Source organism: Agarivorans sp. 2_MG-2023 (assembly GCF_030548085.1).
In the GTDB taxonomy this organism is placed as follows: domain Bacteria; phylum Pseudomonadota; class Gammaproteobacteria; order Enterobacterales; family Celerinatantimonadaceae; genus Agarivorans.
In genome coordinates this window covers 66,850-83,281 of the sequence record NZ_JAUORQ010000002.1, presented here as the reverse complement: position 1 = coordinate 83,281, position 16,432 = coordinate 66,850, and the positions used below count along the sequence as shown (strand labels likewise).

Sequence of the window (16,432 nt, the reverse complement as noted above, 5' to 3'; positions counted from 1 at the left end):
ATAGACTCGTTTGTTTTTTGGTGAAAGGATTCATTGTGAAACGCTGTTATTCAATAAACCCTAAGTTAACCTTGCTGTCTAGCGCATTATTGTTAGGTGCATGCGCATCCACCCCGATAGATGAAACGCCTAAAGAGCAAACCGCTGTTGTCACGGCAAAAGTTGTCCTAAATGGTCTGTATGTGCCAGATGCTCAAGGTGAACAAGTTGTATATACTCGTGAAAATATGCGAACTATTCATGACAGATTGAAGCCTGATAGCTTTTATATGAAGTGGGCGAGTATTGATGCTAGCGGTATTTTTCGTATGGACAAAAATTTGCTATGGCAACTGGACCATAAAAATAAAACATACCAAGAATGTGCTTTATCAGGCTGCGTAAGTGGCTATGCCGATATGCTTGAATCAGATGAAGGTTCAGAAGAGTATGAAAGCTACGAAGACTTAGGTTGTAAAGTCGAGCTTACCAAAAATGAGTTTGAAGTATTGTCTACAGGTCATAAACGTCAAATTGGTGGCCAAGCAAGTGAAGAGTATAAGGTAAAATGGTCAACTGAATTCACTGATGAGAAAGGCAAAAAAGATCTAAACTTACTTCAGTTTGTATTCTGGACCGCCGATCCTAATGCTGAAATGAAAGAAGCATGGCGTGTGCATGAAATTGCAACTAATAAATACTTGGATTCGGTTGGCGAGAATAACCCTCTAGTACGTCTTTTAGGGCGAGAAGGGTTTAAAGCGATCAGTGCATTTACTGGTGATACTGAACAAGCTGATCATCTAGGCTTAAACGCGTTTCAGCAAGAACTGGCAAAAATTAAAGGTTATCCTTTGTCGATAAAGCTGGAATGGTTTCAGAACATGCAAGCATGTGCTGACAACAAAAAGAAAGAAAAGCGTGATACTAGCATCGACTTTTCTGGTGGCTTAGAAGACGCTGCAACTAATTTGTTGGGGAATATTGTTAAAAATGCCGCTGATGATATGGTTGACGAAAAAGTTGATGAGTGGATGAAAGATGCTCGTATACGTTATATCTACGAAGTGAAAACGGTAGAGAATAAACTGGCACATAATAGTAATTTTGAAGTGCCTGAAAACTACGACATGTTCGATAGAAACTAAGGCTTTTCATATTCGAAACTGTAAAAGGCTTGTATTGTTACAAGCCTTTTCTAATTTCACCTTTTAAGTGAAATTAGCCTTGTGATGGCGGTGTGACCAACGGCGCTACAAAGCTCTTATGTTGCTGTATTTCTTCATAACTTAAGCCAGTTAACTCATAGGGGAATACTAACCAATTTTCGGTTTGGTGAAGGCAATAATCAGGTTTTAGCTGAGTTTGATTAAACGCCGGTCTCTGCCATAGAGTGGCTATTTTTACTTGGCTAGGCATGTTTCGTTTTAGCTTGCTTTGTAAGCGATTTAACACCGCTTCAATGTTGTGGCCGCTACTAAATACGTCATCAACAATTAGCAGGCTGTCATCGACATTTAGGTTTTCTAATAGATATTGAATGCCGTGTACCCTAATTGACTCTGGTGCTTCGAGTATTTGATGATAGTTAGCTTGTCCTTGGTAAGAAGTGCGCAGCGAGATATGGTCGGTTTTCACGCCTAAGGTTTGCAAACACTCTTGCACATAAATACCCACTGCACTGCCACCACGCCATAGCCCAACAATAAAGGTAGGGCGAAAGCCGCTTTCAAAAATATTTACCGCTAAACGAAACGAGTCTTGAATAAGCGTATCTTCATCTAAATAGTGCTTTTTAAGTTGTGCGGTAGGCTGGCTCATTGGCATAAACAACATCCTTGAGTTAAAGGCTTCTACAGTGTTAATTTTATACTATATCTATTATGAAGATCTCGGCAATGCTAAGGGGGGGATTAATGAGTGATAAACGTTATATCACTGGGCAGGAGTTGTTAGAAGACTCATTTCGCCTCGCAGAAAAGATATTGGTAAGCGGCTTTAAACCTACGTTTATCATAGCTGTTTGGCGTGGTGGCGCACCTATTGGTATTGCGGTACAGGAGTTTTTGGCTTATCACGGAATAGATACCGACAACATTGCAATACGCACCGCCTCCTATGCCGCAGGCATTGACCAGCAAGCCAAGCAGGTACAGGTTTTCGGGCTTAACTATTTAGTTAAACATGTGCAGCAGCACGATAGCTTACTGATAGTGGATGATGTGTTTGATACTGGCCGCTCTATTGAAGCGATTATTAATGAGTTAAGTCGCCTGGCCAGACTAAATACGCCCAGTGATATTCGTGTTGCTGTGCCGTATTTCAAACCAGAGCGAAACAAAACCAGCCGGATGCCTGATTACTTTTTGCATGAAACGACGCAGTGGTTAAAGTATCCGCATTCACTAGAAGGCCTAAGTCCGGCAGAGATTGCTGAACATAGACCAGAGCTTTACCACATCATTAAAGCGCACCTGCCTAAGTAGGTGGATGTTGGTCGCTCATTTTAATATGCATGCTGTAACTTGAGTGAACACCACTGGGTAACATTTAAATAAACTGGGCGATGACTAGTCATAAATTTACAATAATAAAATAGTCAATTTGAACCATACTTGCTTAATGAGTGACCAATAATTAAGCGGAGCAAGTTATGGCGGTAAAACTCTCGATTGCGACAGCAAACACCCTCAATCTTAATCGACCCAATTTGCCTATGTATCGTAATCGAGAAGGGTGGCTACCCAATGAATACGATCAAAAAGTAAAGTGGTTGGTTAGTCAACTAAATGCAGTACAAGCCGATGTGTGGGGCTTTCAAGAGCTCTGGCATGAGCAAGCCTTGCATGATGTGTTTGAACTCGCAGGCTTAGACAATCAATACCAATTGTTAGTGCCAAGTGGCCACCAAGGTAAAATTGCTTGTGCAGCTGCGGTACGTAGTGAGCTGATGGTAGGGCAGCCTGAGTGGATCAAAAATTTCCCCAGTAGTTTCAAGCTTGCTAGCCAAGGTGACGACGCGCAAACTGGCGCGTTAGACTTAGATATCGATAGTTTCTCTCGACCTATTTTACATTTTCAAATCAAGCCTCATGCCGATGAAGAAAATGTGCATGTTTATGTATGTCATTTTAAATCAAAACGTCCCACTTGGATCGGCCGAGAAGATTGGTACGACCCAGCGCAACATAAGGTACATGCAAATGCTCTGGGTTATGCTATTTCCACGTTGCGCCGCACCGCTGAGGCAGTGGCATTGCGAATGATACTCACCGAACAAATGAAGCACACTGATACGCCTGTGATTGTATTGGGTGATTTTAATGATGGACAAGGCAGTAATACTTTAAACATTCTTACCGAGCAGCCGCGCTTTTTGTTAGATGGCGATGCCAGAGGAGGGGCGGATAACGCTTTATATTCTGCGGGAGTGATGCAGCAATATCGTAGCAGGCGCGACGTGTATTACACCCATATTCACAATAACCATTTAGAGTCGTTAGACCACATTTTAGTGAGTGAGCAGTTCTACGACAGAAGCCGAGATAGGGTTTGGGCCTTTAAAGGCTTAGAGGTGATTAACGACCATTTAAACGATGAGCACTACGAGTCGTTGGGTGCTACTGATCACGGCATTATTAAAGCGAAGTTTGTTTATCGGCCTTTTGATTAAAGCTAACAGCATTGCAGCTTGTGAGTTACGGATAAGTGAGAGTGGGCACTCTCACTTATCCACCATCAGGTAAGTTATTAGTCGCTGTAGCCAAAGGCTTTGATAAAGGGCTCAACCATAGCAAGGTGTGGCGTTATAAACTCTTGGTAGTTGCGCCATTTGTAACATGACTCGGTGTAAATAGGTTTAACCACTTGATTGCTGGAAGCAGATAGCACCACTTTTTGTTGAGCATGTTGATTAAAATTTAGATAATCGTTGTTGGCATCAATCTCTAAAAATTCAAATACCTTCTTCGCTTCTTTTTCCAGATCGCTGACTAAGTCTTCATACCGTACAAAATGAATATTTAAATCTAACTCTGTTTGGTAGCGCTGAAATAGAGAGAAGACTTGTTGGTAGCGTTTAAAGCAGTCTTCCAAGCGGTTCAACTTAGCTTGTTGTTGATTGTTTGCTGAGTTTTGCTGGAAGTTACTCAAACAAGTATCTGCTGGGTGGCGTAAGCAAAAAATGATTTTTGTTTTAGGGAATAAGCTTAGTATTAAGGGCAAGTCTATGGTGTATAAAGGAAACTTATCGACGACGACACTGTTATCTTTTAGCTGAATCCCGTTACGCGTAAAGTAATCAAAGTACTCTTGGCGCAATATGTTTAAGTCTTGCTCGTTTAATTTAGGTAAGTCTTGCGGATAGCGTTTGTTTAGTTTGTTGCTAAAGGCCTCGGTAACGTTAAACAGTGAGCGGGTTTCGCTAAGTGCAATAACCTGTTCTTGGGTATCGAGTATGTTCTCTAATAAGGTGGTGCCAGAGCGATTAAAGCCCATCATAAACACTGGTTGATGCTCTTTCGCGTGAGTGTTTTTTACATTATGTAGAAATGACAAATCGAGTTTTTGTAAGCTGGCTACATTGTCTGTATGACTAGACGCCTTTGCCCGTTGGTGATTCAAATTAGCCATAGCGGTGAAATCAATAAAGGCGTCGGAGTAACGCTGTTGTTTATCAAATGCTTCCGCTCGAAGCTTATAAGCGGCCTTTTGGCGCATAAAATCTAAGCGCTCTATAAGCTCATTACTCAGTAATAGCGTTACACTCTCGTGTTCTCCTTGGCGCGCTTTTACTTCTGCTTGGTAGTAACGAATCCAAGGCTTGTTAACAAAGTCTATTTCGGCTTGTTTAAGTAATTTAATTGCACCCTGGTGTTCTCGTATAAACATCAAGGTGTCTATAGCAAACTCCAGCTGCCACTCTTCTATAAAGCTTGAATGCGCTAGAAAAGCGTCAATTCTTTCTAGAGTAAGCTGTTTGTTACCTTGTTTTTTCGCAGCTGAAATCAATAGGGCTTGAGCGGGGGCGTAATACCCTGGCCAGCCTTGCATAAGCGTAGTCAACGTATCGAGTTCGCCATAGCAGTCTTCATCTAGGTAGCATTCACCTAACTGAGCCGCGATTGGCGCATTATTGATACTGTTATCTAGTGTAAAACATTGTTCAAAGGAGCTGATAGCAACTCGAGTTAAGCCCAGTGTTTTTTGTGTTTTAGCGATATTGCGATAGGTGCTGTTACGCTGTTCATTGTCTTGGCAAAACCCTAGCAGTTGCTGGTAACTCTCTAGTGATTTTTCTAACTTTTGCATATGAAATAGCGCATAAGCTTCTAGCTCAAGGCTTTTATAGTCTTGTTGAGATTTAAGCTTGTTAATTTTACTTACGGTAGAAATAGCTTGGCTAAACTTGCCAGCTTGTAAGGCCTTTACGGCTTTTTCCATAATGCTGTGCCGTTGCTCGGGCTTCATACTACTTCCTATTACTCACTTTATACCTCTTCCAATCTTTACTGTATAGCAAGGCCGGGAGATTTGATGCGTGATTTATCTCATTGCAAAAAAACGCAGTAGTTTCATAACAAAACGTTAAGGCAAGGTGGATTTACCTTTTTACTTAGGCACTTTGTCGTTGCCCCTAATTGATGCATATAACTGTAAGCGCTATGCAATGGTGCATTTATAGACTAATACAGTGCAAATCCTTAACCGGCTCAGTTAAAGAGCATGCCAAATATTAATGATAAATAACGCTGAGTTGCCCAATTGTTAAGGCTTTGTGTGTTTTTGTGGGCCGTTTGGCGCAACAATTGCTATTTCCCTATTGATGGTCAAGGACAGACCCAAGCAGCAAGTTGACAAAGAGCCTAGAGCTCTACTTGTGAAAGGTACGCTGCGGTAGTTACCGCCGATAACACTGCTCCAAGCCGTAGGATTCAATTTACTACTAAGCAATATAGGGAAATATTATGTCATATCTAGCTCCTTCAGAGTTTGTTACAAAAATGGTGGATGCGGGTGAATCTAAAGTATTCATGTCTACCCGCGATACGGTAATTCGTGCATTTATGGCCGGTGCCATTTTGGCCCTAGCCGCTATTTTTGCTATTACCATTGCTGTAAACACCGGAAACTTTTTAATTGGAGCAATCTTGTTCCCTGTGGGTTTCTGTATGCTTTATTTGATGGGTTTTGACTTATTAACTGGAGTGTTTGTTTTAGTGCCATTAGCGCTGTTAGATAAACGGCCCGGCGTAGATGTACCTGGCTTGTTGCGTAACTGGGGCTTAGTATTTTTAGGTAACTTTGGTGGAGCCTTAACCGTTGCGGTGATGATGGCCTTCATTTTCACTTACGGCTTTAACATCGAAGCTGGTGCGGTGGGTGCTAAAGCAGCAGCCATTGGTGAAGCGCGTACCGTAGGTTATGCAGAACACGGTGTGGCAGGTTGGTTTACTATTTTTGTTCGCGGCATGTTGTGTAACTGGATGGTATCTATGGGTGTAGTAGGAGCGATGATTTCTACCAACGTTAGCGGTAAAGTTATCGCTATGTGGATGCCAATATTCTTGTTCTTCTACATGGGTTTTGAACACTCGGTAGTGAACATGTTTTTATTCCCATTTGGTTTAATTATGGGTGGTGACTTCTCTGTAATGGATTACTTCCTATGGAATGAAATCCCAACGGCATTAGGTAACCTAGTGGGTGGTTTAGCCTTTACTGGTTTAACACTGTACACCACACACGTGAGAACCGCGCCTAAGCGTAAAGTGGCTAAATCTGCTGTAGAAGCGCCAAGTAAAACCGCTTCGGCTAACGCTTAATCACGGAAATTATATGACGAGCCAACTGAGTGTTTCCATTGGTCAATGTTCTGATAAAGGCCGCAAGGCCATTAATCAAGACTGTTACGGTGTATCCACTCCGCGAGGCTCGCAGTTAAACCATAAAGGCTTTGCTGCTGTGATGGCCGACGGCATTAGCAGCAGCGAAGTAAGCCAAGTAGCCAGCGAAACCGCAGTGAAAAGCTTTCTAGATGATTACTACTGCACCTCTGAAGTTTGGTCGGTTCAGCACTCAGCCGAAAAAGTATTAGATGCCACCAATGCTTGGCTGTATTCCCAGTCACAGCAAAGCCCTTACCATTACGACAAAGACAAGGGTTACGTTTGTACTTTTAGTGCCTTAGTTATAAAAGGCAATACCGCACACATTTTTCATGTGGGGGATACCCGCGTTTACCGTTTAAATCAAAACGGTTTAGAACAACTCACTAAAGATCACCGCCTATGGGTGAATGAAAATAAAAGCTACCTAAGCCGAGCTTTAGGCATAGATGAATATTGTGAATTTGACTACCAAAGCTTGCGCGTAGAATCCGGTGACATCTTTTTATTAGCCACCGATGGCGTTTACGAGTTTATTGATGCTGCACTGGTCAACAGCACTATTGAACGGTATCCCAATGAATTAGAAGCAGCAGCCAGCAAGATTGTAGAGTTAGCTTATGAAGCAGGCAGCGACGATAATTTAAGTTTACAGATTATTCGCGTTGACCAATTGGCAGAAAATAGTGCTCAGCACTTAAAGCAGCAAGTAGATAGGCTGCCCTTTCCGCCCATGTTAGAAGCGCGAATGCAGTTTGATGGTTACACCATCGTTCGCCAACTTCATGCCAGCAGCCGCAGCCATGTTTACTTAGCCTTAGACGAACAATCGGGGCAACAGGTAATACTAAAAGCCCCCTCAATAGATTTACGCGATGACCCTGAATACTTAGAGCGCTTTCTCACTGAAGAATGGATAGCTCGCCGCATTAATAGCGCCTATGTACTAAAAGCCAATCTCGACCCGCGCGAGCGCAATTACCTATATACCGTATTTGAGTATGTTGAAGGGCAAACTCTAGCGCAGTGGATAACCGACAACCCAAAGCCTGAGTTAAGCAGGGTGAGAGAAATAGTTGAGCAAATTGCTAAGGGGCTACGCGCTTTTCACCGCATGGATATGCTGCATCAAGATCTTAAACCTGACAACATCATGATAGATAGCACCGGCACCATAAAAATTATCGACTTTGGCTCAGTGTGGGCGGCAGGTTTGGCTGAGCAAACCCATGATTTAACTCAGCAGCATTTACTCGGCACCGCACTTTACTCGGCACCAGAACTGTTCTTAGGTGAGGGCGGTAGCACGCGTGCCGAGCTGTTTTCATTAGCCGTTATTACCTATTTCATGCTGTGTGGGCGCTACCCTTATGGCACCAAAGTGGCGGGCGCAAAAAGCCAGGCCGCGCAAAGGCGCTTGGTTTATCAGTCGGTACTCGACACCGACAGTGAAATACCCGTTTGGATTGATGATGCTTTAGAAAAAGCGTTGCAGGTGAATCGCCTTAAGCGGTATGAGCAAATTACCGAGTTTTTGTGCGATTTACGCCAGCCCAATAAAGCTTTTTTAAACAAAACTCGCGCGCCGCTAGTGGAGCGAAATCCAGTGGCCGTATGGCAGGGCATATCAGCCATTCTGGCTGCGCTAGTGGTTTACTTGTTAAGCCGTTAGCGCGTCGTGCAAATAGACTTCATTTACTGAAAAGGGAAGGAAACGCAAATGATTACTAGTAGAGAAGACGTCACTCAGCTAATTGTGGCAACCAAGGTAAGAAAAGGCATTAAGTGGAGTGAAGTTGCGACCGCTATTGGCTTATCTAAAGAGTGGACTACTGCCGCTTGTTTAGGGCAAATGACTTTTGATAAAGCGCAAGCTGAGACCGTTGGTGATATGTTCGAGTTAACTGATGAAGCTATCGCTTGGCTACAAATAGCGCCTTATAAAGGCTCACTGCCTACTGCGGTGCCAACTGATCCACTTATCTATCGTTGGTACGAAGTGGTCAATGTGTATGGCAGCACCATTAAAGAACTTATTCACGAAGAGTTTGGCGATGGCATTATGAGCGCGATTGATTTTTCTATGGATATTAAGCGTGAAGAAAACCCCAATGGTGACCGAGTAAACGTGGTGTTATCGGGTAAGTTCTTACCTTATAAAACCTACTAAGCGCTATGTAAGATAACTAAAAAAGCCAGCGAGTTGCTGGCTTTTTTACATGTGTTACGTGACTAGTTTATGCTTTAACAGCCCTCCCATGCACTTATTGCTGATAGCACTAGTCAATCCCCAATCTGAAACGCTAAACTGTCGGCTTATTTTATTTAGTTTAAAGGTAGTGTGATGAACCCGATTCTTGCGATGTTGAGAGAGAACAATATTAGCGACCAACAGATTAGCGAGCTTTTTGAAGTGCTGACGCAAAACCCTCTTGCGGCTATGGCTACCATTAGCCAATTAGGTTTGCCACAAGAACAGCTTCAAATGTTAATGGGGCAAGTGATGCAAAATCCTGCTTTGATTAAAGAAGCCGTAGATGAGTTAGGTTTAGACTTTTCAAAAGTAGAGGCAGCCAAAGAGCAGCTTAAGAAATAACGCTAGCGATGGACTAGGTTAGCAGGCAATGCTAAGCACTAAAGTGTGACAGCTCTTATTGTGGTTTGAGTGCTAACAAACGGGTGAGTCTAAGGTCCAAATTCACTTACAGGGTAATCAGACACTAGACTCAACTCGAATGATAACTTTAGGCTAATAATTAACGACTATAACGTTGTTTTTTACTGCGCAATCGACGTATCCATTGAAAACGCGCCAAACGCTGCATATCTTCAATTGCATCGCTTTCATCAGTAATTTCTTGGCCTAGCAGGGTTTCAATGATGTCTTCCATGGTGAGCAAGCCCTGAACCTCGCCGTATTCATTGACTACTGCTGCAATTAAGTCTCGAGCTTGCAGCAGGCGTTGATAAGCATGGCGTATGCTTACGCTGGCGGGGAGCATGAGTAATTCTCTAGAAAACTCACCAACTTGCCGACTACCTTCTTTTTTAAGAGCTGCGCTCATAATGTCTTGTTTATGTACATAAGACACAATGTTATCGCGATCACCTTGATAAACCGGGATCCTAGAAAACGGTTTGACGAGATGTGACTCAATAAACTCGTCTACGCTACTGCTATGCTCAATGCGATGAACCACCGCGCGTGGTGTCATCACTTCAGTTATTTTTAACTTCTCTAATTGCAACAAATTACGCAGTACTTGAGATTCGCCTTGTTCAATAACACCTTGCTGGTGGCCTAACTCGGCAAGTGCACTGATCTCTTCTCGTAGGCTAGAAAAGTCTTCTTCGTGTTTACCAATACGCGCGGTAATGCGATCACTTAACCACACAAAAGGGTAAAAAATCTTAATCATTATTGGCAATAACCAAGAGGCAAAAGGGGCGAGTTTTCGCCAGTAGGTAACTCCTAGAGTTTTTGGCACAATCTCTGATAGTACCAGCACTAGTATCGTCATAATGGCCGAAGAAACGGCGAGATACTGGGATCCATAAAGAGACGCGACTTGAGCCCCTACGCCAGCAGCACCAGCTGTATGGGCAATGGTATTAAGAGTGAGAATGGCCGCCAGTGGTTTGTCGATACTGGCTTTTAATTTGGCTAAGCGTGCAGCAGCATTTGGGTTGTGTTGCTGCTGAAGGTGAATATAACTAGGGGAGACACTGAGTAACACCGCCTCTAAAATTGAACATAGAAAAGAAACAAAAATAGCAAGACATAGAAAACTTACTAAAAGAAACACGTAATCCACCATTATATTAACCCAAAGACACTGTTGGGCGTTCAGTAAACCTAGCGCTATTGGTATGAGTGCTAAGTTAGCTGCAGTTTACCAATTAATATCAACAAAAGGGCAGCAGAATATTAAAACGACTTGAAGCCTTGGATGTGTGGGCGATTATCGTCGATAAATGCTAGGCACAAAAAAAGACACCCTAAGGTGTCCTTTTTGTAGAATTGGTGGAGCTGGCGGGTTTCGAACCCGCGTCCAAAACCATTCTAACCAATGGCGCTACATGCTTAGTTTGTCTTTAATCTCGTTAGACAGCTGCGAACAAACACGCCACTGAATAACACACCAGAATTCTATTTCGCGGTTCAGCTCTCTAGTCAAAGCATCCCTCGCTATCTTGTTTGGGTTTGAACTTCTATGATTCCCCGTCTTACAAGCGGAAGCTAGGGTAGAAGTGCTCTAACAGGTTATTAAGCTGCTAGTGCGTAGTTTTCGTCGTTTGCGACTATTTTTTTGCGGCTTTTTACGTGGCAAACCGCCCCACGACATGCTCCACAAGCCTTCCTGATCCTGTCGAATCCAATTCAGCCCCGGAATTTCTAGAACATTCTAACACAAGCCGTATACATACTGATATACAGGAGTGTTTAAACGCTGTTTATTTACTCAATCGCAGTTTGCTTACCTAAAGCTATGCTTCATCACTCGGTCTTTAGTGCGTTGCCATTCACGATCTTTTTCGTCTTCTCGTTTGTCTTGGTCTTTTTTACCTTTGGCTAAGCCAATTTCTAGTTTGGCCCAAGAGCCTTTCCAGTAAAGGGCCGTAGCCACAATGGTATAACCTTGACGTTCTACTGCTCCAATTAATTTGTCGAGTTCACGACGATTAAGCAGCAGCTTACGAATTCGAGTTGGGTCAGCAACAACATGGGTCGATGCTGACAACAAAGGTTGAATATTTAGACCCGAGATAAAGGCTTCACCATCGCGAACATAAACATAACTTTCTGCGATGTTGACCTTACCGGTCCGCATGGATTTTACTTCCCAGCCTTGTAGTTCTATTCCCGATTCGAATTTGTCTTCGATACGGTACTCATGGCGCGCTTTTTTGTTTTGCGCGATGGTGTTAGAACCAACTTTTGATTTTGATTTATTCTTGCTCATGGCGGCTATTATACGCATGCTGCGGGGCTTTAAAACTGATAATGTGCGCAAAGGCCAAGCTAATGTTAAAATGCTGGCAGATTTGAAGAAAGAGTGGGTTCATGCCGCAAGTAAACCGTAGTGCGTTGGTTATGTTTAGTGCCAAGCAAATGTACCAGTTAGTTAACGATGTACATGCTTATCCAGAATTTTTGCCTGGTTGTGTTAATAGCGAGATCTTACAGGAAGGCCCATCATCAATGGTGGCCGAAGTAGGAGTGGCAAAAGCTGGAATAAAAAACAAGTTTGTTACCGAGAACACTCTTACCGAAGACCAGTCTATTCATATGAATTTAGTTGATGGCCCATTTAAGTCGCTCTCCGGTGTATGGCATTTTGTTGCGCTGGACGAACAAGCTTGTAAGGTGATGCTAGATTTAAATTTTGAATTTAGTAATCGGTTAATTGCTGCAGCTTTTGGCCGGGTATTTAATGAGTTAGCGGGCAACATGGTACAAGCCTTTGTTGAACGCGCAAAGCAGGTATATTAGTAGTGGCTGAACAAATTAATATTGAAGTGGTATACGGCTTACCTGATCACCAAGTATTACTCGCGCTAAAAGTTGAACTGGGCTGTGACATTCTCAGTGGCATTCAGCAATCTGGTATTGTGCAGCATTTTCCCGAAATTGAACCAGAAAGCGCATCAGTGGGCATATTTAGCAGAGCCGCTAAGTTATCTCAAGCGTTGAGAGATGGTGATCGAATTGAAATTTACCGTCCACTGATTGCCGACCCCAAAGAGTTACGGAAAATTCGTGCTGAGCGAGCAAAGGCGGAAGGGCGAGCCAGTAAAGTCACGGGTGGTAGGCCAATAGCTAAAGTGAGCGAAAGTTAGAGACAAAAAAGCCAGATGTGATTATCTGGCTTTTTACTATTTATTGGAGTACTTACCCAGCGTCTAGTGGCTGCATAAATTCATCACTCACTTCGTAATCACCTTCCACAAAGGCTAAATGATCGTTAACAAACTGAATCACTAAGTTACGTTTCTCAAAATCGCCATTACCGCTTTGATAGCTATACAGGTAATACCAGCGTTCTTTGTCAAAAGCATCAATTAACATTGGGGTACCAAGAACAAAGCGTACTTGTTCTTTACTCATGTTAATTCGGAGCTGCTCAACTTTGGCATCATCAATGTAGTTGCCTTGGGGGATATCAATTTTATATACCATCCAGTCGAAGGCTGAACAGGCACTAAGGCCTAAGCTGGCCAGTAAAACGAAAATTTTTGCTGAAAAACGCATGGGAATGGAAGCTCCTTGTTAAGGCAAGCATCATAACTAAGCCCCGCCCTAAAAAGAAGTATCGATTACTAAGAAATTAGTCCTCAATCAACAATTCTTGTGCGTTTGCCAGTGCTGAAGGAGTAATTGCATCACCTGCCAGTAAGCGTGCCAGCTCTTCTAAGCGTTGTTTACCGTTGAGAGTTTGCATGTTGGTGATCGTTTCATTTTTCTTTTGCTGCTTACTAACTAACATTTGCTGGTGACCATGGCCTGCTACTTGCGGTAAGTGAGTGACACACATTACTTGGCATTGTTTACCCAGCTGGCGAAGCATGCCACCCACAACCGCTGCTGTTGGTCCGCTAATACCTACATCTACTTCATCAAAAATTAGAGTGGGGGTGAGAATGCTGGCAGAGCAAATAACTTGAATCGCTAAGCCTATACGTGACAACTCACCACCAGAGGCTACTTTTTCAATGGCTTGCATAGGTTGCCCTGGGTTAGTTCGTACTAGCAGTTCAACTCGGTCAATGCCGTTAGCGTTGGTAAATTGCTGTGCATCACTTTGCAGTGAAAACTCACACTGGGCTTTAGCCATGCTCAGCTTGTGGATCTCTTTGGTAATTTGCTTACTTAAACTATTGGCTGCACGTTCTCGACTTTTCGACAACTTATTAGCTTTGTTTAAATAATGCTGCCAAGCACTTTCAATCTCATCCGCGAGGTGTTCAAAACGTTCACTTTGTTGGCTTAGCTGAGTTAATTGCGCCAGTAAATCTTGATGCAAAGCAGGAAGCTGCTCTGGTGAAGTATGGTGCTTCCTTGCCAGCTCCAAAGCAAGGCTCATCCTTTCTTCTAGCTCTGCAAATAACTCAGGATCGTAGTCTAGTTGCTCACTATAGTGTCCTAACTGCTGAGTTGCCTCTTCAACCTGAATTTGCGCGTCATGCAAGAGATTATTAATGGTTTCTAATTTGGGGTCTAGCTCAAGTAGTTGGCTGGTTGTTTTGCAAGCTTGGCTGAGCATATCCGTAACATTTACTTGATCGTCATGACCCAGTAATTGCGTGAGTTGGTGGCTGCTTTGCTGTAATTCAGTACTGTGTGATAAGCATTGATGTTGTTGCTCGATATCCTGATACTCGCCTTCTTGAAGGGAGAAAGCATCCAGCTCTTTTACTTGGTAATCAAGCAACTGGCGCTGAGCGGCTAGCTCTTTTTGCTGTTGTTCAGCAAGTTCTAGCTCGTTACAGAGCGCTTTCCAGCCTTGGTAAGCTTGTTTTACGTCACCGATTAGCTGAGGATGGGCAGCATATTGGTCGACAATTGATAGCTGTTGGTTGGGCTTTAATAATAGCTGATGAGCATGTTGGCCATGAATACTTACTAAGTATTGGCCAAGGCTTTTTAATTGAGCCAGCGGTACTGCTGTGCCATTAATATAGGCCTTGGAACGGCCTTCTTTTGTTACCACTCGGCGCAGTATGCATTCGTCATCACTCAGTAACTCATTTTGCTGCAACCACAATTGAGCCCGTTGGTTATTGCTTACGTCAAATTGTGCGCTAATTTCAGCCTTATCGGCTTCTTGTCGCACCATTGAGGCTTCTGCTCGATTGCCCAAACATAAACCAAGGGCGTCAATGGCAATAGATTTACCCGCTCCGGTTTCACCCGTTATCGTGGTCATTCCTTGATTCAAATCGAGTTCAAGAAATCGAACAATGGCAAAATTTTGTACGCTTAATTGAGTGAGCATTTCAATACCTGTTTATTCATACAGTAACTGTGTAAATATATAGTGCAAGTTTTATTCAAGCAAGCGACATTTTTAAAGATTTTGCTAAATTATGAGGAAGCTATTGTTTTTTTGGCCTTAGTTTACTGAGCTAGTTCAGCATTTATTTAGCCACTGGATAGCTGCAACTTTTTGTCTAGGTAAGGAACAAGAGGTAGAGCTTACTTAGTTGGTAAACTAGTTGAAGCCGCTGCTTATGCTGTCTATTTTGGCTGGTTTGTGCTTTTCATATACTTTCTAATAAAAAAATATTTCAACTCACTACACGCTCTCGGAATTAGCTACTACGCTTTTAGCTGTCACATTAGTGTCATTAAATTCGTGCATGTTTATCAAACAGTTGTTGTATCTGTGCCGCATAAGTCGGTAGACCAATTCACCTTGAACCACATGGAAGAGATTATGTTGAATAAACGTTTAACACTGAGTGCTTTGGTACTTAGTATGGGCGCAATGGTTAGTGCGCAAACGAGTGCTGAAACGCTTCGCTTATTAACGTGGGGTGGCTATGCGCCTCAGGAAGTGATTGATATGTTCGAAAAGGAAACGGGCATTGAAGTAAAAGTGACTAAATCAAACAATGAAGACATGATTTCGAAGCTTCGAGCCACTGGTGGTTCGGGGTTTGATTTAGCTCAACCTAGCCAAGATCGTATTACTGGCGTACAGCAACAGTTTGGCATTTATCAGCCGATTGATTTGAGCCGTATTGAGCAACAACAAATGATTACCTCTATGCTTGATGCTACCAAGAAAAATACTGCGGTAGGCGACCAGGTATTTGGAGTTCCTCATGTATGGGGTACCAGTGGTTTAGTGGTTAATGGTGAAATGGCCAAAGATGTGGCCGATTACACCGACCTTTGCCAAAAGCAATATGAAGGTAAGATCTCTTACCGCTTGAAGCGCCCAACCTTAATTGGTTTTGCTTTTGCATTGGGTGAAGACCCATTTGCTGCTTATGCTGACCCTGTTAAATACCAGCAAATACTTAATAAAGTTGAAACAGCTTTGGTTGACTGTAAGCCACTGGTAAAAACGTACTGGTCGGGCGGCGATGAGCTAATGAACTTGATGCGTTCTAACGAAGTGGTAGCCGCTATGGCTTGGGATGCTGGCGGTTGGAAACTCAATCGTGAGCAGCAAATCATTCAGTTTGTGGCGCCTAAATCTGGAGCATTAGGTTGGATTGATACCTTTGCTATTCCTAAAAAGTCGAAAGCGATTGATGCAGCCTACAAGTGGATCAACTTTGTTATGCGCCCAGAAGTTGCCGCTAAAATTACTGAATCAGCAGGTAATTTTACTGCGTCTAAAGGCTCTGATGCTTACGTAAATGAGTTGGCTAAAGCCCAATTTAATACCAGCTTTAGCAGTGACGATATCGATAATATTAAGTGGTATCCAGCTGTTCCAGCCGGCCTAGAAGCCATGGAAGGCAAAGTACTCGACCGCGTTCAAGCGGCCAAATAGCTAAGATGGGGCCTTGTGCCCCAAATCTTGTTACCTCTTCGTAAAATCTTGGACCCT

General features: G+C 43.0%; 16 protein-coding genes and 1 other RNA gene. 10 read left to right on the top strand and 7 right to left on the bottom strand.

Features of this window, described 5'->3' with window-relative positions:
- Positions 1–35: 35 nt before the first annotated feature.
- Positions 36–1,127 carry a hypothetical protein gene (locus Q4549_RS03100; protein ID WP_303549603.1) on the top strand — a complete coding sequence of 364 codons (1,092 nt, stop codon included), beginning with the start codon at positions 36–38 and terminating at the stop codon, positions 1,125–1,127.
- 73 nt (positions 1,128–1,200) lie between these two features.
- Here Q4549_RS03100 and Q4549_RS03095 read toward each other — a convergent pair whose 3' ends face one another.
- Positions 1,201–1,806, bottom strand: coding sequence for a phosphoribosyltransferase (locus Q4549_RS03095; protein ID WP_303549605.1), 606 nt, complete (start codon positions 1,804–1,806; stop codon positions 1,201–1,203).
- Positions 1,807–1,895: 89 nt separating this feature from the next.
- Between Q4549_RS03095 and Q4549_RS03090 the strand changes: the two genes are divergently transcribed.
- Positions 1,896–2,465: a phosphoribosyltransferase gene (locus tag Q4549_RS03090; protein ID WP_303549607.1), complete on the top strand. Its 570-nt coding sequence runs from the start codon at positions 1,896–1,898 to the stop codon at positions 2,463–2,465.
- Between the two features lie 167 nt (positions 2,466–2,632).
- On the top strand, positions 2,633–3,652 hold the full coding sequence (locus Q4549_RS03085; RefSeq protein WP_303549609.1) for an endonuclease/exonuclease/phosphatase family protein: 1,020 nt from the start codon (positions 2,633–2,635) through the stop codon (positions 3,650–3,652).
- A gap of 77 nt (positions 3,653–3,729) precedes the next feature.
- On the opposite strand, the gene Q4549_RS03080 is transcribed toward Q4549_RS03085, so the two are convergent.
- Positions 3,730–5,448, bottom strand: a complete 1,719-nt coding sequence (locus Q4549_RS03080; protein WP_303549611.1) for a sulfotransferase — start codon at positions 5,446–5,448, stop codon at positions 3,730–3,732.
- Between the two features lie 497 nt (positions 5,449–5,945).
- Between Q4549_RS03080 and Q4549_RS03075 the strand changes: the two genes are divergently transcribed.
- From Q4549_RS03075 to Q4549_RS03060, 4 genes are all read left to right on the top strand, one after another.
- A complete protein-coding gene (locus tag Q4549_RS03075) occupies positions 5,946–6,803 on the top strand; it encodes a formate/nitrite transporter family protein (RefSeq protein WP_137671959.1) in 858 nt (285 codons plus the stop codon).
- Between the two features lie 13 nt (positions 6,804–6,816).
- The gene (locus Q4549_RS03070) at positions 6,817–8,538 is read left to right on the top strand and encodes a bifunctional protein-serine/threonine kinase/phosphatase (protein ID WP_303549613.1); all 1,722 of its coding nucleotides are present in this window, start codon (positions 6,817–6,819) and stop codon (positions 8,536–8,538) included.
- 48 nt (positions 8,539–8,586) lie between these two features.
- Positions 8,587–9,036 carry a cyanase gene (gene cynS, locus Q4549_RS03065; protein ID WP_303549615.1) on the top strand — a complete coding sequence of 150 codons (450 nt, stop codon included), beginning with the start codon at positions 8,587–8,589 and terminating at the stop codon, positions 9,034–9,036.
- A gap of 174 nt (positions 9,037–9,210) precedes the next feature.
- Entirely contained in the window at positions 9,211–9,462 is a 252-nt protein-coding gene (locus Q4549_RS03060; protein ID WP_303510057.1) for a DUF2999 family protein, read from the top strand.
- Between the two features lie 160 nt (positions 9,463–9,622).
- Here Q4549_RS03060 and Q4549_RS03055 read toward each other — a convergent pair whose 3' ends face one another.
- The 3 genes from Q4549_RS03055 to smpB form a co-directional block, all read right to left on the bottom strand.
- Positions 9,623–10,672 (bottom strand): CNNM domain-containing protein, encoded by a 1,050-nt coding sequence (locus Q4549_RS03055; RefSeq protein WP_303549616.1) that lies wholly within the window; start codon positions 10,670–10,672, stop codon positions 9,623–9,625.
- Positions 10,673–10,888: 216 nt separating this feature from the next.
- Positions 10,889–11,255: a transfer-messenger RNA gene (gene ssrA / locus Q4549_RS03050) on the bottom strand.
- A gap of 89 nt (positions 11,256–11,344) precedes the next feature.
- The gene (gene smpB, locus Q4549_RS03045) at positions 11,345–11,830 is read right to left on the bottom strand and encodes an SsrA-binding protein SmpB (protein WP_137675268.1); all 486 of its coding nucleotides are present in this window, start codon (positions 11,828–11,830) and stop codon (positions 11,345–11,347) included.
- Between the two features lie 101 nt (positions 11,831–11,931).
- Between smpB and Q4549_RS03040 the strand changes: the two genes are divergently transcribed.
- Both Q4549_RS03040 and Q4549_RS03035 read left to right on the top strand, forming a co-directional pair.
- Complete coding sequence (locus tag Q4549_RS03040; RefSeq protein ID WP_137675267.1) at positions 11,932–12,360, top strand: SRPBCC family protein; 429 nt, start codon at positions 11,932–11,934, stop codon at positions 12,358–12,360.
- 2 nt (positions 12,361–12,362) lie between these two features.
- Positions 12,363–12,707 (top strand): RnfH family protein, encoded by a 345-nt coding sequence (locus Q4549_RS03035; RefSeq protein ID WP_137675266.1) that lies wholly within the window; start codon positions 12,363–12,365, stop codon positions 12,705–12,707.
- Positions 12,708–12,759: 52 nt separating this feature from the next.
- On the opposite strand, the gene Q4549_RS03030 is transcribed toward Q4549_RS03035, so the two are convergent.
- Positions 12,760–13,119 (bottom strand): outer membrane protein assembly factor BamE, encoded by a 360-nt coding sequence (locus tag Q4549_RS03030; protein WP_137675265.1) that lies wholly within the window; start codon positions 13,117–13,119, stop codon positions 12,760–12,762.
- A 76-nt stretch (positions 13,120–13,195) separates the two neighbouring features.
- Positions 13,196–14,863, bottom strand: a complete 1,668-nt coding sequence (recN, locus tag Q4549_RS03025) for a DNA repair protein RecN (protein WP_303549619.1) — start codon at positions 14,861–14,863, stop codon at positions 13,196–13,198.
- 441 nt (positions 14,864–15,304) lie between these two features.
- Here recN and Q4549_RS03020 point away from each other — a divergent pair, with 441 nt between their 5' ends.
- Entirely contained in the window at positions 15,305–16,375 is a 1,071-nt protein-coding gene (locus Q4549_RS03020) for an extracellular solute-binding protein (RefSeq protein WP_303549622.1), read from the top strand.
- Positions 16,376–16,432 lie beyond the last annotated feature (57 nt).